Raw genomic sequence first — 22275 nt, forward strand, 5'->3', positions numbered from 1 at the left:
GCGCTGTGCGCTGGGGCTTCACATGCAGGAGTGGCCGTCATGACAAGCGCTTCGGATACCTCTCCCAACCTCGGCCTGGGCTCGGGCATTGCCGCGCTGCACGCCAAATGGGGCTGGATCGTCGCCCTCGGTGTCGTCTATCTCGTCACAGGCTTCGTCGCGCTCGGCAGCATGGTGATGGCGACGGTCGCAAGCGTGATCGTGGTCGGCGCCATGATGATCGTCGCAGGGTTCACCGAGGTGATCGGCGCCTTCCAGATGAAGAGCTGGGGCAAGTTCGTGCTCTGGGCCTTGCTCGGCGCGCTCTACATCATCGCGGGCTTCCTGACCTTCGAGAACCCGTTGTTTGCAGCAGCGCTGCTGACCCTGTTCCTCGGCGCCTCGCTATTGGCCTCGGGCGCGGTGCGGCTGTTTCTCGCCTTCAGCATGAAGCGCGAAAGCCCGTGGGTCTGGGTGGCGCTGTCGGCCATCGTCACGCTGCTGCTCGGGCTGTTGATCCTGGCACGCTGGCCGGTCAACAGCGTCTATATCCTCGGCCTGTTCCTCGGCATCGATCTCATCATGGCCGGTGCCGGCTGGATCAGCCTGGGCCTCAGCCTGCGGCGGCGCCACTAGCTCGTCAGCAACGCGACGCGAAAACATCATGGCGCAGGCCTCCAGCCTGAAGAGCGTGCCGCTGTCGCTGCTCTTGCGCGGCATCACGCTCAACACCACGCCGCAGGATTTCCGCCCGCTATATGCTCCAGTTCGACGGCAACGACTGGATCGTGGCGAGCGAATTGCTGCGCGGGACATCAGGGGTGGAATCGTAGGGTGGGCAAAGGCGCGCGCTCTTCGCGCCGTGCTGCTTACCTACCCCACGGCCCGAACCTAAAATTCACGCCCGCCATGACGGTATCGATCCGGCGGCTAACGCGAATAGGCTCGATGAAACCAAACGCATCTTGCGTGTTCAGCGTCTGCGTACCGAAATCCATGTGATTGTATTCCACGAATACCGACCAGTTCGGCGCAAAGAGATATTCGAGACCGCCTCCGATGTCCCAACCTGACCGTGTCTCCGCACCCGAGTTATTTGAGACACCCATTCCGGTGATCGTGTAGTCAAGTTTTGCATGGGTCCAAGCAGCGCCGCCCTTGACATAGATGAGGGCCTGCGGGAGCACCGCATAGCCGACGCGCATGGTCGCAGTCGTAATCCAGGACGTCTTTGCGCTGAGGTCGAAAACGTTCGGGAATTGGGGATCGGCGGCTCCAGGCACCACATGGTTGCTGCCGCGAAGGTCAGCAGCTTCAAACATGCCTTGGGCGCCGATCACCCATGATCCAACCTGGTAATCGCAACCCACCTGACCGCCGCCGAGCACGCCGGAATTGCGCTCTGACCCTAAGTCGAAGTTTGGCAGCCGATGGGGATTGACATTGGTATAGTCTTGGCGGTCCCAGCCTCCGCCGACATTTCCGCCGATGTAGCAGCCACTCCAAACAGAAATTGGAGCCGGCGCCATCGGTGCCTTGGTGTAAGCCCGCGTGCCAAGATCGGCGCTCTGGGCCGCCGTGGCGGATACCGCGAGTGCAACCAGCGCAATACCGCTGAAAATCCGAAAAGACATGCAGCCTCCATTCATCAAAAACGCTCGAAGTAAAAATCCAGCTATTGGATATACCAGATCCCACCGAGCGCACGTCTTTTCATTCTCCCATCAGGAGACGTATTTGAAACTCTGTTGCTGCGTTGTTACACGGCCCGGGGCGTCACTCAGCGGACTTTTCGGACATCTGTCGAGCCGACGACATATGGGCTGCGCTTGGCCCCAAGCCTAACGGCCCATGGTGCGTTGTCCTGTCGGCTAATCGCAACAAACCGGAAATCCGCATCGTGATGTCCATGATAACCCTCCGCGAGATAACCGCTGCAACCGTGCGGGTGATTTGCGCCTTGGAAACGAGCGAGGAGCAGAAGCGCTTTGTCGCCCCCAACGCACTCTCAATAGCGCAAGCATATTTCGAGCCGCGAGCCATCTTCAGGGCAGTCTACGCAGACGAAGTGCCGGTTGGCTTCGTGATGTGGAAGCCAGCCGATGAGACGGAAGTTGCCTATCTTTGGCGGTTGATGATCGACCATAACCACCAAAAGATGGGCTACGCAAAACAGGCGATTACGCAGCTGATCAATCTTCTCCGCGATGCCAGCTACCGACGAATGCAGACGAGCGTCGTGCTCGGCGATGGCGGTCCGCTAGACTTCTATCGTTCGATCGGATTCGTTGAGACTGATGCGATGCTCGCAAACGGAGAGCGGGTTCTAACGCGCAGCTTGTAGAATTCCGTACGAGTCCGCAGCCGCTTCATCCGCATCGGCGACGGTCCGGACCACCTCGCCGCAATCGGCAAGGAGCTGATCAAAGCGCGGCGGGGTGATATGCAGATGTCCCGAAGTTCCGCGCCATTGCCGTTCTCACGGGCGTTGCGCGATGAGCCCTCACCGCTGAGCACGTAAGACTCCGGGGATCAAGACTCATCGCTCCAGGTGTCATGTTGCTGACTCATTCCCTGTCTTAGACAGCGATAACGAAAGTCGATGCGGAACCGCTCAGGTTCTCGCAACGGTTCCGCAAGCCAGGGGTGGCACGAATCCGCAAGAGACTGGCGCAAGTCGAAAAACGCTGACGCGTTCGCTTGGCCATGTTCTGCGGCATCGGGAACCGCACGAAAAATCAAAGGAGATATAATGGTGTTCCGCTCGAGCGCCGCAATTTGCGGCGCCCTGGTTGCGCTTGCCGTTTCTGTGACCGTTGCCCGCAGTGAAACAAGTGGGGTTCATTCAAGCACCGTCGTCGATGCCGCCCGTGGAGATGTGATCGTTGGCGCAGCATCGACATATAATCCGTTCAAGCCTGGCAAGGAGGAGGGTGGCCCGAGAACGGCCTCCGGCGAGCGTTATGATCCCTCAGTCTGGACAGCCGCCATCAAGACGGGCTTGCGTCAGAAATTTGGCGGGGTTCAGTTCGGCGCGAGACCGAAATTTGCGCTCGTCGAGGCCGTCGGCAAGAAGGTCATCGTCAAGATCAATGACGTGGGGCCGCTCAGGCCCGGCCGCATCATCGATCTCAACGAGCGGACGATGCGCCATTTCGACCCGAGCATGGAGCTTGGAGTCCTTCCTCACGTCACAGTCAGGCCGCTGTCCGGCGACGATTGGACTCCTGGGCCGGTCGGCTGAACGTTGTAGCCGAAGGAGACGCAGCACAACGGGTTGGAATCATGCCGCCGTGGGCTTTGCTTTCTTTGAGACCGTTGCTCTGCGTCGCCCATTGCAGGCCGCAGCATGCCGATGGATGATGAGGCATGGCAAGCCGGCAACCCACCCTCATCGTTTTCGGCGGCCTTCCCGGCACCGGGAAGACCACGCTCTCACGCGAGCTGACGAGACGGTTTGCAGCGAGCTACATCCGCGTCGATGCGATCGAGCAGACGCTGCGCGCGGCGGGCCATGATGTCGGCCCGATGGGCTACGTCATCGCCAATGCACTGGCGGCCGAGAACCTGCGGCTCGGCCGCGTGGTTGTCGCGGATTGCGTCAATCCGGTGCCGGCGAGCCGTGATGGTTGGCGGCAAACGGCCATGCAAGCATCAGCGCGCATCGCCGAGATCGAAGTGATCTGCAGCGACGTGGCTCTGCACCGGCAGCGCGCGGAAGCGCGCACGTCCGACATCGCCGGCCTCAAGCTGCCGAGCTGGCACGACATCGTCAGTCGCCATTATGAACCATGGGATCGCGATCATCTGGTGCTCGATACCGCCAGTGATTCGATCGATCATCTGCTCGAACGGATGGAGATCTATCTTCGCGACGAAACCGGTTGAGCTGGGTTCCGCCCCACGGCGACATTTTGTCCGCGCCAACCCCGTCATCATCTGTTCAAAATCCGTTGCTAGTCTCCCACGTGACGATTGGTTCGCCGGATGTACGCGGACTGCATCGCAAGCCTCGGCCCTCGTGCCGGGGCTTTTCGTTTGGACGCATATCAGCGCGACTAGCCGCGCTTTCTTCGCGCTTCGTTGTAGCGGAGCGCGTCGACGATCACCTTGAATGCAGCCGAGTTCTGCCGTGAGGTCGGATAGTAGATGTAATAGCCGTCGAATTTCGGCGACCAGTCGTCGAGCACGATGACGAGCTCGCCGGACCGGACGTGCCGCGTCACCATATCTTCGGGAAGATAGGCGATGCCGAAGCCTTTGACAGCGGCTTCGATCATGGCGCGGGAGTCGTTGAAGGTCAGTTGCCCCTCGACCCGTACCCGGAGGTCGGGACCGTTCTTGGCGAACTCCCATACATAATGACCGCCGGCCGCCGCGCGCCGCTTGATGCAGACATGCTTCAGGAGGTCCTGTGGATGCTTCGGCTTCGGATGCTCTTTCAGATAGGCGGGCGAGGCGACGGCGACGAGCCGCCAGTCCGGACCGATGCGCACCGCGATCATGTCCTTCTCGACGCTCTCGCCGAGGCGGATGCCGGCATCGAAGCCGTCCTCGACGATGTTGCGGAAGGCCGTGTCGAGGCTGAACTCGACCTTGATGTCGGGATATTTCGTCAGGACCGGCGCCAGCTTCGGCCAGACGGCTTTTTCCAGGGCATGGTCCGAGAGCGTAATCCGGATGGTGCCCGACGGCTTGTCGCGCAGGGACATCAGTGCGGCGATATCGCGTTCGATCTCCTCGATGCGCGGCGCAACCGATTGCTGAAGCCGCTCGCCGGCCTCGGTCAGGCCGACGCTTCGTGTCGTGCGCGTGAGAAGCCGCAGGCCCATCTGCGATTCCAGGCGCTTGATCGTGTGGCTCAGCGTCGACTGCACGACGCCCAGTTTCGCGGCGGCCTTCGTGAAGCTGCGCTCGCGGGCGACAGCCACGAAAGCCAGCAGATCGTTGAAATCCTGAGCGGCCATGGGCCGCCACTATTCATGGCTCACATCGATTAATGCAAGCAAATTATATCGGCTAATCGAATGCCGTCGGCGGCGCTATGTGTTGCCGTGACCAGCGCCGGTGTGGGCGCTTCGCGACATATGGATCCCCGATGGACGTCACGACAAATCAGAAGACGATGCAGCCAGTGGCCGCGTGGAGTGCAGTTTTTGCACTGTCGCTCTGCGCCTCGACGCTGGTCGCAGCCGAATGGATGCCCGTCAGTCTGCTGACGCCGATCGCGGACAGTCTGCATTTGACCGAAGGCCAGGCGGGGCAAGCCATTTCCGTATCCGGCCTGTTCGCGATCCTCACCAGTCTCTTCATCTCGGCAGCTACGCGCGGTGTCGATCGTCGGTCCGTCTTGTTGTGGCTGACCGGCATCACCCTCGTCTCCGGCATCCTCGTTGCTTTTGCGCCCAGTTATGCGGTCTTCATGGTCGGACGCGCGCTGGTCGGCATGGCCGTCGGTGGCTTCTGGTCGATGTCCGCCGCGACGATGATCCGCCTCGCGCCGGACAAGGATGTGCCGCGTGCACTTGCGCTTCTCAATGGCGGCAATGCCCTCGCGACGACGATTGCCGCGCCTCTCGGCAGCTTCCTCGGCCAGTACATCGGTTGGCGCGGCGCGTTCTTTTGCGTCGTGCCGATTGCAGCGCTGACCCTGCTTTGGCAATTCTTCACGTTGCCGCGCATGCCGAGTCAGCAGCGGGCAAGCGCGGCGGCGGCGTTCAAGGTTCTGCGCAGCCCTGAAGTTCCCTACGGCATGCTCGCAGCGGCGCTGTTCTTCCTCGGGCAGTTCTCACTCTTCACCTATCTGCGGCCGTTCTTCGAAATGGTGACGCGCGTCGACGCCACGACCATTTCGGTTCTGCTGCTCGTCATGGGCGTGGCCGGTCTTGTCGGCACGTCACTGATTGGGCTCGTCATCCGCCAGCGCCTTTATTCGTCTCTCGTCTTGATGCCGTTCGCAATGGCCGTCGTGGCGGTCGCATTGACGGCTTATGGTTCCTCACTCGGCGCAACGGCTGCACTGATGTTCCTGTGGGGCTTCGTCGGTACGGCGGCGCCCGTCGGCTGGTGGACGTGGCTGAGCAGCGCATTGCCTGACGACGCGGAAGCAGGCGGAGGCTTGATGGTCGCGGTGGTTCAGTTTGCCATCACGATCGGAGCCGCCGGCGGCGGCGTGCTGTTCGACGGTGGCGGTTATCGGGCCACCTTTCTGTTCAGCGCCGTCATCCTCGCGCTCTCGTCCTCGGTCATCTTGTTTGGAATCTTTCGTCGCAGGGCAAGAACCAACTCGCAATGCGCGGCTTGTGCCTTGTGACGCGGTTTCGCGCGTAATGTTTGAAACACTGGCAGTAACGGAGGCATGACATGCAAATTCGGCAAGCAGGCTCGCAAGCGTCGGCCCGGGCTCCGGCAGAGTATTTCACCGGCACGGTCCGTATCGATCCCTTGTTTCCGGCCATCGATCCATCTCGCGTCGCCGGCAATCACGTCACCTTTGAGCCCGGCGCGCGCACTGCATGGCACACGCATCCTTTCGGCCAGACGCTGATCGTCACGTCCGGCCGCGGCCACGTGCAGCGCTGGGGCGGTCCGATCGAGGACATCCGACCGGGCGACGTGGTCTCGTTCGAGCCCGGTGAGAAGCACTGGCATGGCGCGTCAGCGAACACGGCCATGAGCCATATCGCCATCCAGGAAGCGCTCGACGGCAGCCCGGTCGCGTGGATGGAAAAGGTAACAGACGAACAGTATGGCGCGGCTGCCGCCAACGGAGACCAGCCATGAAGGCAACCGTCCTCTACGGGCCCGGCGATGTCCGTTACGAAAGCGTCGACGACCCCAGGATCATTCGCCCGACCGATGCCATCATCAAGCTGTCGGCCACCTGCATCTGCGGTTCCGATCTCTGGCCCTATCGTGGACTACAGCCCAGTGAGGGCCCTGCGCATATGGGGCATGAATATTGCGGCGTGGTCGTCGAGATCGGCGGCGCGGTGCGGACGATCAAGCCCGGCCAGTTCGTCGTCGGCTCGTTCTGCCTTTCGGACAATACCTGCCCGCATTGCAAATTCGGTTTCCAGTCGTCGTGCGAGCAGCGTGAGTTCATGTCGGGCGCGCAGGCGCCTTACGCGCGCGTCGCGCTCGCTGATGGCACGCTGGTCGCGACCAGCGAGATGCCGGGACGCGATCTCATCCCGCATCTGCTTGCGACCTCCGACGTGCTCGGGACCGGCTGGTACGCCGCGGACGCCGCGAATGTGAAGCAAGGCTCCGTGGTCGCGGTGGTCGGCGACGGTGCGGTCGGCCTCATGGGTGTGCTTGCAGCGAAAGGGATGGGCGCGGAGCGCATCATCGCCATGAGCCGCCACAAGACGCGGCAGGATCTGGCCCGGGAGTTCGGCGCCACCGATATCGTCGTCGAGCGCGGCCTCGAGGGCATCGCGCGCGTCAAGGAGCTGACCCGGGGCGTCGGTGCCGACTCGGTGCTCGAATGCGTCGGCACGCAGGAAGCCATGTCACAAGCGCTCGAATGCACGCGTCCGGGCGGCACGATCGGCTATGTCGGCGTTCCCCATGGCGTGACCTTCGATGGCCAGGCGTTGTTCTTCGGGCAGCGGCGCATGCTGGGCGGTCCCGCTCCGGTGCGGCGGTTCCTGCCCGATCTCATGGATCGGGTGCTCAATGGACGGATTCAGCCGGGCAAGGTGTTCGATCTCACGCTGCCGATCGACCAGGTTGCCGAAGGCTACAAGGCGATGGACCAGCGCCGCGCGATCAAGACGATGCTGACGGTGTGACGGCGGGGCAGGGCGCTGTCTATCGGGAGCGACTCTGCAGGCTCCCGATCAGCCGCCCAACCAGCTCATCGATTTCGCCCAGCGCCGTTGGCGGATCGAGGAATTCCTCCGGAATGATTTTACGAATCCGATTGTTTCGCGATCGCATAAGCGTAGGGTCCTGTCGATCACGCTGCCAGCTCGTACGACGACGTGAAATTGAGGTCTCTGACTCTTAACTCTTGCGAGGAGGACCAAAATGTTCGCGCACATCCCGACAGTATTGCTTACGTTGCCGCTGATTTTCAACGTCGCCGACACCGTGCCGAACTTCAACATTCAACGGGGCTGCAAAGTCGACAGCGCGTCGGCTTCCGATCCCAATGCCGGTATGGCCGCAACAATCAAGCGGTGTGTGGACGACGAGCAGCGGGCGAAGGATCAGCTTCAGACCCAATGGCCGGGTTTTTTGGCGTCTGACCGCGCTATGTGTATGTCGGTGGCCGTTGGCGAGAAGGCAGACGACAATGCGATGCCGCCCAGTTACGTCGAATTGTTGACCTGTCTTCAGGATCAACAATTTGCGCGAAAGCTTCCCAAGAACTGATCGTACTGCATCGCGACTGCTCCGAACTTCGGCCGTCCGGTTTGATTTAAATCAACACGCGGAATTTCCACTGACCGCCGCACGCGTGAGTGCGAGGACAAACATGCTTGCTTCCACAGCGTGTTAGGCGCAATGTGCGGTAGCAGACAATCGTCCGGACCATTGATGTCTATCGGACGATGATTCAAATCGCTCTAGCATTCTTCGATGTTCAATTGACGTCTGGCGCGCATTGAGGCGCCGGCCATGTGATTGATCGACGGCCGCTTCCTGGCGCGCCGTCAGGACGAGCGTAGTTTTGTGTGCCTTGGCAGGATTGTGCGTATCATGAGTCTCTCCGAAGCAGGCACGTGGGCAGTTGCTGAGCGACACGCCGACATGCTGCTCGTTCCCGGCGGCATGTTCCGGATGGGATCGGACAAGCATTATCCCGAGGAGAAGCCGGCCCATCGCGTCGCGGTCGACAGCTTCCGGATCGATCGAACGCCAGTGACGAACCAGCAGTTTCGTGCATTCATTGAAGTGACGGGATACGTCACCTTTGCCGAGATCGCTCCCGATCCGAACGATTATCCGGGTGCATTGCCCCACATGCTGAAAGCGGGTTCGCTCGTTTTCAATCCACCCGATCATCCCGTCGATCTCCGCGACCGCAACTCTTCCGTGGGCAAGCTCGACAAGGCGCTCGATGTCGCTCAGGCGGAGGGCTGGACCATTGTCGACAGGAAGAATGACTGGAAGCGCGTATTCGCGTTTGAAGGAAAATGAGACGCCCAATGGCCTGAAAACCGTCTGGCCGTGAAAAAGGACACAACGAAAGTCAGCCGCGTAGCGGCGGCAATCGATCGACGTGTTTGGGATGACAGGCATGACTTCGCCGAATTTGCCGCTCTGGCTTCGTTTTGTCCTGCTGGTCGGAGCAGTTGGTCTTGCGGCAGGCGCGAGCCTGTTCGCTTATCGATACTACACGCGCCCGGTGACCCTGAGCGTGGCGGTCGGCTCCATTGATGGCGAAGCGGCCAAGATGATGTCCGCCATGGCAAGCCGACTCGTCGCGACCAACGCGCCGGTCCGGCTGAAGGTTGTCGACAGCGGCACGGCGCTCGAGGCGGCCAATGCGTTTTCGGCCGGCAAGGTGGACCTTGCCGTGGTTCGCGGCGATGTCGGTGACCTGTCACAAGCGAAAGCCGTGGTGGTCGTGAGCCACATGGTCGTCCTCATCGTTGCTCCGCCGGGATCGACCATCGACAGCATCGACAAATTGAAAGGCCGGCGCATCGGGGTGATCGGCGGAGACACCAATGCCAAAATCGCCGATCTGCTGAGCAAGGAATACGGACTGGATCGACAGAAGGTGTTCAAGGATATCCCTTTGACAGATGCCCGGCGAGCCATCCAGTCCAAGGAGGTTGCGGCAGTGCTCGTCGTGATCCCTTTGGCCCAGAAATATTTGTCACTGGTGCGAGGCTTCTCCCAGCAAGGGCCAAAAGCGTTGCCGATCCTGATCGCGATCGATTCCGCCGCGGCAATCGCGGAAACCGAGCGTGCCTATGAGAGCTTCGACGTCCCAAAGGGCACCCTGCGAGGAGCGCCGCCAGTCCCGGACGATGACCTGACAACCTTGAGGACTTCACTCTATCTGGTTGCGAACAAGAAGCTTGGTTCCGATCTGGTCGCCACGCTCACCCAGACGATCATGAGCGTCCGCAGGGACCTTTTGGCCGAGGATCCGATTTTCGCGCAGATCACAGCGCCCAGCACCGACCAGGATGCCTACCTTCCGCTGCACCCCGGGGCGGCGGCCGTCTACAACGCCACCCAACAGAGTTTCATGGATGAGTACGGCAACTGGATTTACCTCACGCCGATGATCCTGGGAGGCGCTGCGACCGTCCTCGCCGCGGCCTGGAAATTCCTGGGACTTGGGAGCCCGAAAAGCGAGGGTCCGCTGGATTCCCTTTATGCGCTGGGGCGCCGTATCCGAAAGGCCGGCACCGAAGCCGAACTCTCCGACATCGAGGAAGAGATCGACGGTATCCTCAGCGCGCAACGCGCCAAAGCAGCGCGCGGAGACGAGAGTGCGGTGGACGACGCGACGCTGAATGTCGCCGCCCATAGGCTCGAGAGCTTGGTCCACGATCGACGAGCGATGCTTGCGAAGAAACCTGCAGTGGCCTGTGTAGCCTGAGCGACACAGAGGAGTCGTTATGAATTAGTTGCCGCTGCGAACTCCCGCAGCCATCGCCCTTTTATGCGCCGGCTTTCTTTCGACCACCGCGACGGTTTCGAGGGCCGATGAAAGCGGCACCAGTTTTTAGCTTCCGGGCATATTTGGCAGTCTCGCGACCGCGCCGGGGCAGCCGGGATGGGCGTTCGCGACGGTTTATTATCATACATCGGTCAGTGCTGGTGCCGATGTCGCGCGTTCCCGCGGACTTCAGATCGGCAGCCTGAATCCGAACCTGAACGTCAATTTGAATGCGACCCTGAAAGCCGATGCTGACCTCGCATTGCTCGTCCCGAGCTACACGTTCGCAACTCCGGTTTTAGGTGGTCAGTTGGCGGTACAGATGGCAGCGATCGTCGGGCGCAACGGCGCCACCGTCAACGGGACACTATCCGTTTCGCTGCCGCCCTTCGGCTTGGTGTGAACCGACAGCATCGGCGATTCCGTCACTGGCTTCGGCGACCTCTATCCGAAGATGATGCATCGGGGCTCTTCATTTTGAAGCGCGCATGAACGCGGATATTCGCACTATCGCTGGCGGCTCTGCAGGCTCCCGATCAGCCGCCCAACCAGCTCATCGATTTTGCCCAGCGCCGTTGGCGGATCGAGGAACTCGATATCGTCCACGTTCCAGTATTCGACGCGATGGGCGACACCGGCAAAGCGGCGCTCGATCATGGGGCGATGCTCGGCATCCTTCAGTGCGACCACAAGGGCCGCTTGCGCAAAGTCGTCGTCCGTGCAGAGCACCGGATCGCGCGCAGCGCCTTCAGGCACAATGCCTTTGGCTTGCAAGGCATTCACCGTGTAGGGCGACATCGGCCCCACGTTTTCAGGAAAGAGAAGATCTTCGGCGACGCCGCGCGAGAAGGCCTGCCAACCCAGCCCTTCGAGCCCGGCCTGATGGTTGAAAATCTCCTCGGCATAGCGGCTTCGATAGTAGTTGCCCGTGCAGAGAAACAGCACGCGATTGGTCTTGTTCATCAAGTCGTATGTCCATCAACGATCTGCCACATGCCATGGGGATGTCATGTGGTCCCGCAATTCGAAGAAGCTAACACGTGTTCGTGCCGAAAGACACGTGGCTTCTCAACAGCGCAGCCGCGTAACGACCTGTGGCAGTGACGCCAGCAGCAGCACGACGCAGACGCAAAACAGCACAATGTCCTTGAACAGGAACTCGCCTGCCAGATTCCAGGCCATCGGGTCGGTTGAGATGCTCCATGTCACGACGCCAGGCGTGGTGAAAAAGAACGACCAGGTGACGGCGAAAGTGACCACTCCCATCAATGATCCCAGCGCCGAGAGGATCGGGCTGAATGCACCGGCAACCAACAGGGCCGCAATCACGAATTCAGTGACACCGAGGACATAGGCTTCGCCCCTCAATCCGAAGACCGATAGCCACGAGACAAGCGGGCTGTTGCTGATGAATTGCGCGATGCCCTGGGCCGACTGCAGCGTGAACTTCTGCATGCCGAACGACACGAAGATCACGACCATGACCCAGCGCAGGATCGCCAGCGGTCGATAGGACCCCGCCCCATCCTCTGCGATATGGAAGGTTGCTCTCGCTAGCTCTTTCATTTGACCGGCCCTTGACGATGCATTGTTGGCAGTACGGCCGCACTCCCGGGCTCGTTACGCGCGGCCGGAAGCGTCTCAGTTCACGATTGTGTGCGGCGCGGCCGGGCTCGGATCACGAAAATTGTCGTTGGACATGGGAATTATTGATCCCGAAACGTAATAATGGCCGGGCGCCCGCGAACTCTCTCTCGGGTTGGAATTGAATGCGGAGGACGAAATGCTCGGTGAGGTGATCGTGATTGGAGATCTCAAGCTGCGGGACGGCGCATCGGGCGAGGCGTACGATCGCCTGGGCGAGCGCATGTATGGAATAGTCAGCGGCCTTCCCGGATTTCTGTCTGTGAAATCATTCAAGGCGGATGACGGGGAGGAGATCACCGTCTTTCGCTTCGCCTCGGAGCAGGCGCTCGAAGGCTGGCGGACCCATCCCGACCATGTCGAAGCCATGAAGCGAGGCCATGCCGAATTCTACGCCAGCGGATTTTTGCAGATCTGCCAGGTCATCCGCGAAGTCGGCCCGTTCGAGCATGGGTGATGCGGCCCGGGCCGTACCAGATGGCATCCTGGGAACGCGTGTCCCCGGTTGTCTCTGGGCGCCCCCTGGGGTTCGGTTCGGGGAGCATCGCCATGGTGACATCATGCCGGTGTTTTGCCCGACGTGTCAAACAAATTTCGTAAAATCAGCAGCCGTGTGACGCTGGCGGTCAGGCCATTGACAAGGCTCACCCTGCCTACTGTGCATGGGGTTGTTTTCGCGTGTTGGGTTTAGGCGGGCCTGCTCTGTGGACGGCGGCCGCTCGATCACCCCGCCTTGGCAACGCGGCTGTCCGAGCGCAAGTTCTGGAAGAACTTTTCCACCTCGCGCGACAGCGTGTCCGCCGTCGCGCTCACGCTGCTTGCGGCCGTCAGCACCGAGGAGGCCGCCGTGTCGGTCTCGCCGATGGCGTCGCGGAGCGAGGTGATGCTGGCGACCAGCGTCTCGTTGCCCTGGGCTGCGCTCTGCGCGTTGGAGGAGATCTCGCGCGTGGCCTGGTCCTGCTGGCCGACGGCGCCGGCAATCGCGGAGGTGACCTCGTTGATCTCGCGCACCGCGCCGCCGATCTCGCGGACGGCATCGACCGCGCTGCGGGTGGAGGACTGGATCATCGCGACGTTCTCGCCGATGTCGGCGGTCGCCTTCGCGGTCTGTCCCGCCAGCGCCTTCACTTCGTGCGCGACGACCGCAAAGCCGCGGCCGGCGTCACCGGCGCGCGCAGCCTCGATGGTGGCGTTGAGCGCGAGCAAATTGGTCTGCTCGGCGATCGTCTGAATGAGGGTCAGCACGCCGTCGATGCGCTGCGTGGCAGCGGCGAGGCTCTCGATCTCGGCGATCGATTTCTCGGTGCGCTGGCCGGTCTGCTCGACCGCGCCCGCGGATTGCCGCACCTGGCGGCCGATCTCCTCGACCGATGCCGACAGCTCCTCGGCCGCACCTGCCACCGCACTGACGTTGTGCGAGGCCTGCTCGGTGGCGTTCGCCGCCGTGCCGGCGCGGCTGCTCGCATCCGCGGTGACACGGGTGATGGTCTGTGCGGTCTCGCGCATGACGGTGGCGTTGTCGCTGAGGCCGCGCATGATCGCGCCGATCGCCTCGCGGAACGCTTCGACCGACTGCTCGATGTGGTGCGCGCGCTGCTCGCGTGCCGCAGAATCCTGCGAGACCTGCGAGGCGAGGTTGCGGTTGCGCCCCATCGCGTCCTGGAACACTTCGATGGCGCGCGCGAGCGCGCCGATCTCGTCGGCGCGGCCGGCGTGCGGCACCACGACATTCTCGGCGCCGTCGGCGACCTGCTTGATGGTCGCGGTGATCGCGGCGAGTGGCCGCGCGATCGAGCGGGCGATGATGATGATGCCGATCACGACCAGCGCCAGCGCCACGCCGGCGAGGCAGGTCAGCACGAAGGACAGCGTACGGTTGGTCTCGGTCTCGCGCGCGATCTGCCTGGCGCGCTCGGCATAGACCTTGGAGAGCGCCTCGAGATCCTTGTTCAGCGCCGAGCGCACGGCGCGGTTGGCGTCATTGTCGCCCCATTCGCGGCCCGCGGCTGCATTGATCTCGACGCCGCGGCGGACCAACTCCTTGCGGAAGTCGACGAACTGCTCGATGCGCTTCTTGAAGGTGGCGAACTGCTCGGCGTCGTCAGCCTTGACGATGCTCTCCCATCCCTTCACGACATTCAGGATTTGCCCGTTGAACTTGAGCAGGCCATCGCCGTATTTCTTCACGACCGCCGGTTCGGTCGACATGTAGACGCCGCGCGATTCCATCACGACCGCATAGACCAGCGAGTTGACGCGCTCGACGTTCAGCGCCGCCGCATTCGCCGTCTCGATCGCGCTGGTCAACTCGGCGCCGCGGCGGCTGTTGTAGTCCGACAGCATAGCGATCGCCGCGATGAGCAGGGCGAACAGCGCGAAGATCGCATAGAGCTTGGTGGCCAGCGAGAAACGGCCTGCCAGGCCGGCGGTATTCCCAGATCGGTCTGATGTCATGGTGCGGGGGCCCGAATGGCCAGGAGTGGCCGGACTGCGCGGTCTTCTAAAATTGATGCAAAACTATGCAGAATGAAGATGGACGCAGCGTTAACGCGGCCGTTGGCCCCCTTCGCCCCAGGTCGAAAGAAAGGTAAGATATTTCAGCGCCTTGATCCAAAGGTATAGTTTCAAGATCGCTTTGGAGTCGGTCACTGGCCGACGAACCCCGGAGGGGCCTTTGGTCTACCGCCACGCCATCGACGCCACGACCTACACCTTTCCCGACCTGCGCGACCTCCTCGCCAAGGCGACGCCGCCGCGCTCCGGCGACCGGCTGGCCGGCATTGCCGCAGGGAGCGCCGAGCAGATGATCGCCGCGCGGATGGCGCTGGCGGACGTCCCACTCGGTCAAATCCTTAACGAGGCCGTCATCCCCTATGAGGCCGACGAGGTGACCCGGCTCGTCATCGACAGCCATGACGCCAAGGCGTTTGCCCCCGTGGCCTCGCTGACGGTCGGAGCCTTCCGCGACTGGCTTCTGTCGGACGCGGCCACGGCGGAGGTCTTGCGCAAGCTCGCGCCCGGCATCACGCCGGAGATGGCGGCGGCGGTATCGAAGCTGATGCGCAACCAGGACCTGATCCTGGCGGCGCGGAAATGCGAGGTCATCACCGCCTTCCGCAACACCATCGGCCTGAAGGGCCGGATGAGCACGCGGCTGCAGCCCAACCATCCCTTCGACGATGCCAGGGGCATCACCGCCTCGATCCTCGACGGCCTGCTGCTAGGAGCCGGCGATGCCTGCATCGGCATCAATCCGGCAAGCGACGATCCGGCTGTCATCGCGCAATTGCTGCGGCTATTGGACGAGATCATCGCGCGGCTGAAGATCCCGACCCAAGGCTGCGTGCTGACCCATGTCACCACGACGCTGGCGCTGATCGGGCAGGGCGTGCCGGTCGACCTCGTCTTCCAGTCGGTCGCCGGCACCGAGGCCGCCAATCGAAGCTTTGGCATCGACCTCGCGCTGCTGAAGGAGGCGCAGGCAGCCGGGCTGTCGCAGAAGCGCGGCACGGTGGGCGAGAACGTGATGTATTTCGAGACCGGCCAGGGCTCCGCGCTGTCGGCCAACGCCCATCACGGTGTCGACCAGCAGACCTGCGAGGCGCGTGCCTATGCGGTGGCCCGTGCCTATGCGCCATTACTGGTCAATAGCGTGGTCGGCTTCATCGGTCCGGAATATCTCTATGACGGCAAGGAGATCATCCGGGCGGGGCTGGAGGATCATTTTTGCGGCAAGCTGCTCGGCCTGCCGCTCGGCACCGACATCTGCTACACCAACCATGCCGAGGCGGACCAGGACGACATGGACAATCTGCTGACGTTGCTTGCCGCCGCCGGCGTCACCTTCATCATGGGGGTGCCCGGCGCCGACGACGTCATGCTGAACTACCAGTCCACCTCCTTCCACGATGCGCTCTATGTGCGCGACGTCTTCGGCGCGGCCCGAGCGCCGGAGTTCGACGACTGGCTGGTCCAGACCGGAATTGCGGGCGCCGACTTCCGGCTTGCCGGTGATGCAGGCCTGTTGCCCGATTTCGCCTCCCGGTTGATCGCGTGACGCGAAAGTCCCGCAAAAAACATCATCCGACGGCGTGAACCGGGGAAACCATTGGTGCGTCTCATGAATTAGTTCGGTGCCACAATATTGAGGAATTCCGGTCGCAGCGTTACGCTATGTTTCTGGAGACCTCGTCAGTACCGTTCGTAGAACGTGGTTGGGGGAAGTTCGATGCGCGCTGAAAGCAACGGAACGAGCCGGCATATTCTCTGTGTCTTCCCGCGTTACACGTCGTCTTTCGGCACCTTCGAGTATGCCTATCCGCTGACCGACGGCGTCCGCGCCTTCATGCCGCCGCAGGGCCTGCTGTTGCTCGCGGCCTATCTGCCGAAGGAGTGGCAGGTCAAATTCGTCGACGAGAATCTTCGCCGCGCGACAAAGGAAGAGTTCGAATGGGCGGAGGCGGTCTTCGTCAGCGGCATGCACATCCAGCGCCAGCAGATGAACGACATCTGCCGCCGCGCCCATGAGTTCGACCTGCCGGTTGCGCTCGGCGGTCCCTCGGTCAGCGCTTGCCCGGACTATTACCCGTCATTCGACTATCTCCATGTCGGCGAACTCGGCGACGCCACCAATCAGCTGCTCGAAATCCTGTCGCGCGATACGTCTCGCCCCGAGCAACAGGTCGTGCTGACGACCAAAGACCGCGTGCCGATGACGGAGTTTCCGATCCCGGCCTATGAGCTCGCCGATGTGAAGCGGTATTTCCTCGGCAGCATCCAGTATTCCAGCGGCTGTCCCTATCAGTGCGAGTTCTGCGACATCCCCGGCCTCTACGGCCGCAATCCGCGCATCAAATCGCCCGAGCAGATCATCGCCGAGCTCGACCGCCTGCGCGAATGCGGCATGACCGACACGGTCTATTTCGTCGACGACAATTTCATCGGTAACCGCAAAGCGGCGCTGGATCTGCTGCCGCATCTGATCGAGTGGCAGAAGAAGACCGGCTATGTGGTGCGGCTCGCCTGCGAAGCGACGCTCAACATCGCAAAGCGCCCCGAAATCCTCGAGAAGATGCGCGAGGCCTATTTCATCACCATCTTCTGCGGCATCGAGACGCCGGACCCCGACGCGCTGAAGGCGATGCACAAGGACCACAACATGATGGTTCCGATCCTCGAGGGCGTACGCACCATCAACTCCTACGGGATGGAGGTGGTGTCGGGAATCATCATGGGGCTCGACACCGACAAGCCGAACACCTCGGAGGCGCTGCTCGCCTTCGTCGAGGAGTCGCACATTCCGCTGCTGACCATCAACCTGCTTCAGGCGCTGCCGAAGACGCCGCTGTGGGACCGGCTGGAGAAGGAAGGGCGCCTGGTCGATGACGAGGGGCGCGATTCCAATGTCAACTTCCTGTTGCCCTATGACGACGTCGTCGCATCCTGGAAGCACGCCATGAGCGTCGCCTACGAGCCCGAGAAGGTCTACGCGCGCTTCCAGTATCAATGCGACGAGGTTTATCCCCATCGCCTCAAGATGCCGGTGCCGGACGAGATGAAGACCTGGACCAATATCCGGCGCGGCCTCGTCATGCTGCGCAACATCTTCTGGAAGGTCGGCGTGCTCGGCGACTACAGGCGCGTGTTCTGGAAGTTTGCGCTGGAGCGGATCCGCCGTGGTGAAATCGAAGGCCTGATCGGCTGCACCATGATCGCGCATCATCTCATCACCTTTGCGCGCGCGGCATCGAGCGGCAAGCAGAACGCGTCGAACTATTCGATCCGGCTGCGCGAAGCGTCCGTTCCCGCCGAATGAGCGACAAGCCCGTTCCGGCACGCCCGACCGTCGACCTGAGATCGTTCACGCCTGCGCGCGTCGCGCTCGGGCGCAGCGGCGCGAGCCTGCCGACAAAACCGCTGCTCGATTTCACGCTGGCGCATGCCCGCGCCCGCGATGCCGTGCACGCCGCCTTCGACGCACCGGGTCTGGTTGCCGGGGTGAGGGCGCTCGGTCTTGACGCCACCGAGGTGACGAGCCGGGCCGCCGATCGCAGCGATTATCTGCGCCGGCCGGATCTTGGACGGCAACTCGATGCCGGTTCTGCCGCGGCGCTGGCGGACGGTGCCACTGCGCCGTGCCAGCTTGCGATCGTCATCGGTGATGGATTGTCGGCGGCGGCGATCCATGCCCATGCAGTCGCGCTGCTGCAAAGCCTGCTACCGCTGCTCCGCGAAGGCGACGCTGTCGCGATCGGCCATGTCGTCGTCGCCTCAGGCGCGCGGGTTGCGCTGGGCGACGAGATCGGGGCCATCCTCGGCGCCCGCATGGTTTTGATGCTGATCGGCGAACGGCCGGGCCTGTCCGCGCCCGACAGCCTCGGTGCCTATCTGACCTTCGCACCGAAGCCCGGGCTGACCGATGCCGCGCGCAACTGCGTGTCGAATATCCACAGGGCCGGGTTGAGCTATCGTGAGGCCGCCCTCAAGCTCGTCTGGCTGGTCCGCGAGGGACTGGCGCGGGAGGTCACGGGCGTGGCGCTCAAGGACGAGAGCGCCGACCGGGCGCCGCGTCGAATTGGCTCGGCTTTGCCCGAATGACGGGCATTCCGGTAAAATCGCCGCATCTTGATCGATTTGGAGACCCTTGGCGTGCTTGCGAGGCGGGCTCATGACCTGCTAAACCGCTGCCGGCGATTTTACGCGCATTTTCAAAGGGCAAGCCTCCCATTCGTATGGCATTTTCAAGCCGTTCGCGGGGCGCAATAAGCTCACTGACCGAGCCGATTTAGGAACTGGACAAGGCATGCTCGAAAAGCACCGTGAGAATGAGGTTCATGTCGACAAGGTCGAGCAAGGGCCTGCGTCCTCCATCGCCTTCGGGCTGGAGCGCATCGGGCTGATTGCGGTCCGGGCGCCGATCGTCTCCTGCATCATCCTGGTCGTGCTGATCGTCGGCGCGGTGTTCGGCATCTACCGGATCAAGATCGACGATTCGCTGTCCCAGCTGTTCCGCTCCAACACGCCGGAATTCCGCCAGTATGAGGCGGTGACGAAGAAATTCCCGGCCGAGGAATTCGACGTTCTCGTCGTGGTCGAGGGCAAGAACCTCCTGGCGCGAAACAATCTTGAGAAGCTGCGCGACTTCATCACTGACATGCAGCTGGTCGAGGGCACCCGCGGTTTGGTCTCGCTGTTCTCCGCGCGCCAGGCGCCGGCGCCGGGCAAGCTGCCGGCCGCGCTGTTCCCGGCCGAGCTGCCCGAAGGCGCGGCCTATGACCAGTTCATCGAGACCGTCAAAAACAACGAGATCATCCGCGGCAAGCTCTTGTCTGAGGACGGCACGCTCGCGCTGATCGTGCTGTCGCTCGATCCCGAGGTGGTCGCCTCCAGCAAGCTCACGAAGACCGTCGGCGACATCCGCGCGCTGATGAAGGAGGATCTCGGCGAGACCGGCCTCAGCGTACAGCTCTCCGGCGTGCCGGTGATGCAGCTCGAGATCCGCAACGCGGTCGAGCGCGACGGCCTCACCTACAACGTCCTCGGCATTCTCGCCGGCTGCGTCATCGCCATCATCTTCTTCCGCAAGATCTCGTTCATGGTGGTGGCGGCGTTCCCGCCGATGATCGCGATTTTGATCGCACTCGGCGCGCTCGGCTGGGCCAATTTCAACCTGAACATGTTCCTGAACGTGATGACCCCGCTCATCATGGTGATCTCGTTCTCGGACTCGATGCAGCTCACCTTCGCCGCACGCGACCGGCTGATCGCGGGCCAGGACAAGTTCACCGCGTTCAGGAATGCGGTGCTGGTGGTGGGCCCGGCCTGCGTGCTGACGCACGGCACCGCTGGCATTTCCTTCATCGCACTTCAGTTCTCGGACTCCGACCTGATCCGCAAATTCGGCGAGGCGGGCCTTGCCGCAACCATCATCGCGCTGGTCACGGTGCTATCGCTGGTGCCGGTGTTCGGCGTGCTGTTCGTGCGCAACGAGAAGCTCTTTGCCGTCAAGTTCCAGACCGCGGATGCAGGCGTGCAGGCGCTGCGTAATTTCTGCTACTGGATCGCGGTGCGCATGGTCGGCCGGCCCGGCCTGTTCAGCCTGATCGCACTGCTGTTCGTTGCCAGCCTCGGCGTCGTCTACGCCAATCTGCAGCCGCGCTACCGGCTCGCCGACCAGGTGCCGGACAAGCGCCAGGCGGTGGCCGCCAGCAACCGGCTCGATGCCAAGCTGACCGGCGCCAATCCGGTCAACGTGCTGATCCAATTCCCCAAGGGCGAAACGCTCTACTCGCCGGAGACGCTGCAAACCATCGCCGACGTGCACGCGACTGTGGAGAAGGCGGCCGGCGTCGGTAACGTCTGGTCGCTGGAGACGCTGCGTCGCTGGCTGGCGGAAAAGGCCGGCAGCGACGATGTCGCGACGCTGAAGGAATATGTCAACGTCATCCCCGAGCATCTGGTGCGAAGGTTCATCGATGCCGAGCAGGATGCGGTGGTCGTGGCCGGCCGCGTGCCGGACAAGGACTCCAGCCAGCTCCTGCCGATTGTCGACAAGCTCGACACCGAGCTCGACGCCGTCCGCAAAAAGCATCCCGGCTACGAGGTTGCCGTCACCGGTCTTGCCGCCATCGCCGCGCGCAATTCGGCCGGCATGATCGAGAAGCTGAACCGCGGTCTCACCGTCGAATTCGCGATGGTCGCGATCTTCATTGGGCTGGCCTTCCGCTCCTGGGTGGTGATGTTCGCCTGTATCCTGCCGGGCATTTTCCCGGTGGTGATGTCGGGAACGGTGCTGTGGGCAATGGGCGAGGGCTTGCAATTCGCCAGTGTCGTCGCGCTCACCGTCTCGTTCGGCCTGGGCTTGAGCGCCACCATCCACTTCCTCAATCGCCTGCGATTGGAGAGTAAGCCCGGCGTCGGTTCGGCGATCGCGGTGGAGCGGGCGACCGTGCTGGTCGGCCCCGCGCTGATCCTGACCACGCTGGTGCTGGCCTGCGGCCTCGTCGTCACCGTGTTCTCGGACCTGCCCTCGCTGCGGCTGTTCGGCTGGCTCAGCGCCTTCTCGATGGTGGCGGCGCTGGTGGCCGACCTCTTCATCCTCCGGCCGACGGCGATGTGGTTGATCAACCTGCACGCCAAGCTTCAGGGGCCCGACAAGCCGGCGATCTGAGCGGGGTCATCACGCTGCCACCGAATCGCAAGCACTCTGGCTGCTATTCGGAGGCGCCATGCGTGACGTGCGACACGACAGCTCCATCACGACGTTTCAACAGAAGCGGGGCGGCGATTCGGCCGCCTTCCTTGTCCCGTTTCTCAAGCCGAAGATGACCCTGCTTGACGTGGGCTGCGGCCCGGGGACCATCACGGCTGCGCTTGCCGGGATCGTTGCCAAGGCGATCGGCGTCGACATCGAGCCGAACGCGATCGCGGCCGCGCATCAGCTGGCCGCGCGTGCCGGCCTGACCAATCTGGCCTTTGTCGAAGCCGACATGACGGCGCTTCCGTTCGAGGATGCCGCGTTCGACGCGGTGTTCTTTCACGCCGTGCTCTACCATCAGAGCGAGGCGATGTTGATGCGAACGCTGGCGGAGGCGCAACGGGTGCTGAAGCCGGGCGGGGTGCTGGGCACACGTGACGCCGATGTCGGCGGCAATATTCTCCATCCCGAACTCGACGGCGTGCGCCTCGCGCTCGACCTCTGGCAACGCTGGTACGGTCACGACGATTCCAAGACACTTCGCTTCGGCCGCAGGCAGAGCTCGATCCTGCGCGCGCACGGGTTCACGCCGCTCTGGGCCGGCGCAAGCTATGTCAACCACAGCGCCGATGCGGCAAGCCGCGCCGAGGCAGTCGCGGATGCCAGGCGGAGCCTTCTCGGCCTCGGGCCGCAGCTCCTGGGCAGGCGGCTGGCCACCGACGACGAGATCGGGGCGGCCCTTGCCGGATGGGACGCCTGGGGGCGCGATCCCGATGCGGTCTACTTCAGATGCCGATGCGAATGCGTCGCGCGCAGGGATTGATCC

21 protein-coding genes and 2 pseudogenes are annotated in these 22275 nt (G+C 62.6%); 18 read left to right on the forward strand and 5 right to left on the reverse strand.

Going from position 1 to position 22275, the window contains the following annotated elements; all coding sequences use genetic code 11:
* Positions 1 to 39: 39 nt before the first annotated feature.
* Entirely contained in the window at positions 40 to 615 is a 576-nt protein-coding gene (locus ABID59_RS19475; protein ID WP_354084421.1) for an HdeD family acid-resistance protein, read from the forward strand.
* Between the two features lie 16 nt (positions 616 to 631).
* Positions 632 to 812, forward strand: a pseudogene (locus ABID59_RS19480) (ABC transporter substrate-binding protein); the annotation flags it as partial.
* A 36-nt stretch (positions 813 to 848) separates the two neighbouring features.
* On the opposite strand, the gene ABID59_RS19485 reads toward ABID59_RS19480, so the two are convergent.
* Complete coding sequence (locus ABID59_RS19485; protein ID WP_354084422.1) at positions 849 to 1613, reverse strand: outer membrane protein; 765 nt, start codon at positions 1611 to 1613, stop codon at positions 849 to 851.
* Between the two features lie 269 nt (positions 1614 to 1882).
* On the opposite strand from ABID59_RS19485, the gene ABID59_RS19490 reads away from it, so the two are divergent.
* The 3 genes from ABID59_RS19490 to ABID59_RS19500 all read left to right on the forward strand — a co-directional run bounded on the left by ABID59_RS19490 (position 1883) and on the right by ABID59_RS19500 (position 3867).
* Positions 1883 to 2323, forward strand: a complete 441-nt coding sequence (locus tag ABID59_RS19490; RefSeq protein ID WP_354084423.1) for a GNAT family N-acetyltransferase — start codon at positions 1883 to 1885, stop codon at positions 2321 to 2323.
* Between the two features lie 408 nt (positions 2324 to 2731).
* Positions 2732 to 3223, forward strand: coding sequence for a septal ring lytic transglycosylase RlpA family protein (locus tag ABID59_RS19495; protein ID WP_354031829.1), 492 nt, complete (start codon positions 2732 to 2734; stop codon positions 3221 to 3223).
* 125 nt (positions 3224 to 3348) lie between these two features.
* Positions 3349 to 3867, forward strand: a complete 519-nt coding sequence (locus tag ABID59_RS19500; protein WP_354031830.1) for a P-loop nucleotide/nucleoside kinase family protein — start codon at positions 3349 to 3351, stop codon at positions 3865 to 3867.
* 170 nt (positions 3868 to 4037) lie between these two features.
* Here the strand turns inward: ABID59_RS19500 and ABID59_RS19505 are convergent, their stop codons facing one another.
* The gene (locus ABID59_RS19505; protein ID WP_354084424.1) at positions 4038 to 4946 is read right to left on the reverse strand and encodes a LysR family transcriptional regulator; all 909 of its coding nucleotides are present in this window, start codon (positions 4944 to 4946) and stop codon (positions 4038 to 4040) included.
* Between the two features lie 131 nt (positions 4947 to 5077).
* Between ABID59_RS19505 and ABID59_RS19510 the strand changes: the two genes are divergently transcribed.
* The 7 genes and pseudogenes from ABID59_RS19510 to ABID59_RS19540 all read left to right on the forward strand — a co-directional run bounded on the left by ABID59_RS19510 (position 5078) and on the right by ABID59_RS19540 (position 11012).
* Positions 5078 to 6292, forward strand: coding sequence for an MFS transporter (locus ABID59_RS19510; protein WP_354084425.1), 1215 nt, complete (start codon positions 5078 to 5080; stop codon positions 6290 to 6292).
* Between the two features lie 50 nt (positions 6293 to 6342).
* Complete coding sequence (locus tag ABID59_RS19515; protein ID WP_354031833.1) at positions 6343 to 6762, forward strand: (R)-mandelonitrile lyase; 420 nt, start codon at positions 6343 to 6345, stop codon at positions 6760 to 6762.
* The gene (locus ABID59_RS19520; RefSeq protein ID WP_354084426.1) at positions 6759 to 7775 is read left to right on the forward strand and encodes a zinc-dependent alcohol dehydrogenase family protein; all 1017 of its coding nucleotides are present in this window, start codon (positions 6759 to 6761) and stop codon (positions 7773 to 7775) included. The genes ABID59_RS19515 and ABID59_RS19520 overlap by 4 nt, the downstream gene beginning before the upstream one ends.
* Positions 7776 to 8013: 238 nt before the next feature.
* Positions 8014 to 8361 carry a hypothetical protein gene (locus ABID59_RS19525; RefSeq protein WP_148752104.1) on the forward strand — a complete coding sequence of 116 codons (348 nt, stop codon included), beginning with the start codon at positions 8014 to 8016 and terminating at the stop codon, positions 8359 to 8361.
* A gap of 378 nt (positions 8362 to 8739) precedes the next feature.
* Positions 8740 to 9012, forward strand: a pseudogene (locus ABID59_RS19530) (SUMF1/EgtB/PvdO family nonheme iron enzyme); the annotation flags it as partial.
* 217 nt (positions 9013 to 9229) lie between these two features.
* Complete coding sequence (locus tag ABID59_RS19535) at positions 9230 to 10549, forward strand: TAXI family TRAP transporter solute-binding subunit (protein ID WP_354084427.1); 1320 nt, start codon at positions 9230 to 9232, stop codon at positions 10547 to 10549.
* A 286-nt stretch (positions 10550 to 10835) separates the two neighbouring features.
* On the forward strand, positions 10836 to 11012 hold the full coding sequence (locus tag ABID59_RS19540) for a hypothetical protein (RefSeq protein ID WP_187434946.1): 177 nt from the start codon (positions 10836 to 10838) through the stop codon (positions 11010 to 11012).
* Between the two features lie 104 nt (positions 11013 to 11116).
* Here the strand turns inward: ABID59_RS19540 and ABID59_RS19545 are convergent, their stop codons facing one another.
* Together ABID59_RS19545 and ABID59_RS19550 are read right to left on the reverse strand one after the other, a co-directional pair.
* Entirely contained in the window at positions 11117 to 11572 is a 456-nt protein-coding gene (locus tag ABID59_RS19545) for an arsenate-mycothiol transferase ArsC (RefSeq protein WP_354032173.1), read from the reverse strand.
* Between the two features lie 105 nt (positions 11573 to 11677).
* On the reverse strand, positions 11678 to 12175 hold the full coding sequence (locus ABID59_RS19550; protein ID WP_354084428.1) for a YkgB family protein: 498 nt from the start codon (positions 12173 to 12175) through the stop codon (positions 11678 to 11680).
* A 217-nt stretch (positions 12176 to 12392) separates the two neighbouring features.
* Here ABID59_RS19550 and ABID59_RS19555 point away from each other — a divergent pair, with 217 nt between their 5' ends.
* Positions 12393 to 12710 carry an antibiotic biosynthesis monooxygenase family protein gene (locus ABID59_RS19555; RefSeq protein ID WP_354084429.1) on the forward strand — a complete coding sequence of 106 codons (318 nt, stop codon included), beginning with the start codon at positions 12393 to 12395 and terminating at the stop codon, positions 12708 to 12710.
* 266 nt (positions 12711 to 12976) lie between these two features.
* Here the strand turns inward: ABID59_RS19555 and ABID59_RS19560 are convergent, their stop codons facing one another.
* Positions 12977 to 14707 (reverse strand): methyl-accepting chemotaxis protein, encoded by a 1731-nt coding sequence (locus ABID59_RS19560; protein ID WP_148752099.1) that lies wholly within the window; start codon positions 14705 to 14707, stop codon positions 12977 to 12979.
* Positions 14708 to 14927: 220 nt separating this feature from the next.
* Between ABID59_RS19560 and ABID59_RS19565 the strand changes: the two genes are divergently transcribed.
* The 5 genes from ABID59_RS19565 (at position 14928) to ABID59_RS19585 (ending at position 22272) form a co-directional block, all read left to right on the forward strand.
* Positions 14928 to 16310 (forward strand): ethanolamine ammonia-lyase subunit EutB, encoded by a 1383-nt coding sequence (locus tag ABID59_RS19565; protein WP_354084430.1) that lies wholly within the window; start codon positions 14928 to 14930, stop codon positions 16308 to 16310.
* 171 nt (positions 16311 to 16481) lie between these two features.
* Complete coding sequence (locus ABID59_RS19570) at positions 16482 to 18068, forward strand: B12-binding domain-containing radical SAM protein (RefSeq protein WP_354084431.1); 1587 nt, start codon at positions 16482 to 16484, stop codon at positions 18066 to 18068.
* A complete protein-coding gene (gene eutC, locus ABID59_RS19575) occupies positions 18065 to 18850 on the forward strand; it encodes an ethanolamine ammonia-lyase subunit EutC (protein WP_354084432.1) in 786 nt (261 codons plus the stop codon). The genes ABID59_RS19570 and eutC overlap by 4 nt, the downstream gene beginning before the upstream one ends.
* A 205-nt stretch (positions 18851 to 19055) precedes the next feature.
* Complete coding sequence (locus ABID59_RS19580; protein ID WP_148752095.1) at positions 19056 to 21422, forward strand: efflux RND transporter permease subunit; 2367 nt, start codon at positions 19056 to 19058, stop codon at positions 21420 to 21422.
* Between the two features lie 58 nt (positions 21423 to 21480).
* Positions 21481 to 22272 carry a class I SAM-dependent methyltransferase gene (locus tag ABID59_RS19585; RefSeq protein ID WP_354084433.1) on the forward strand — a complete coding sequence of 264 codons (792 nt, stop codon included), beginning with the start codon at positions 21481 to 21483 and terminating at the stop codon, positions 22270 to 22272.
* Positions 22273 to 22275: the final 3 nt, after the last annotated feature.

Origin of the sequence: Bradyrhizobium sp. S3.3.6, from assembly GCF_040546905.1 — a bacterium.
In the GTDB taxonomy this organism is placed as follows: domain Bacteria; phylum Pseudomonadota; class Alphaproteobacteria; order Rhizobiales; family Xanthobacteraceae; genus Bradyrhizobium; species Bradyrhizobium cytisi.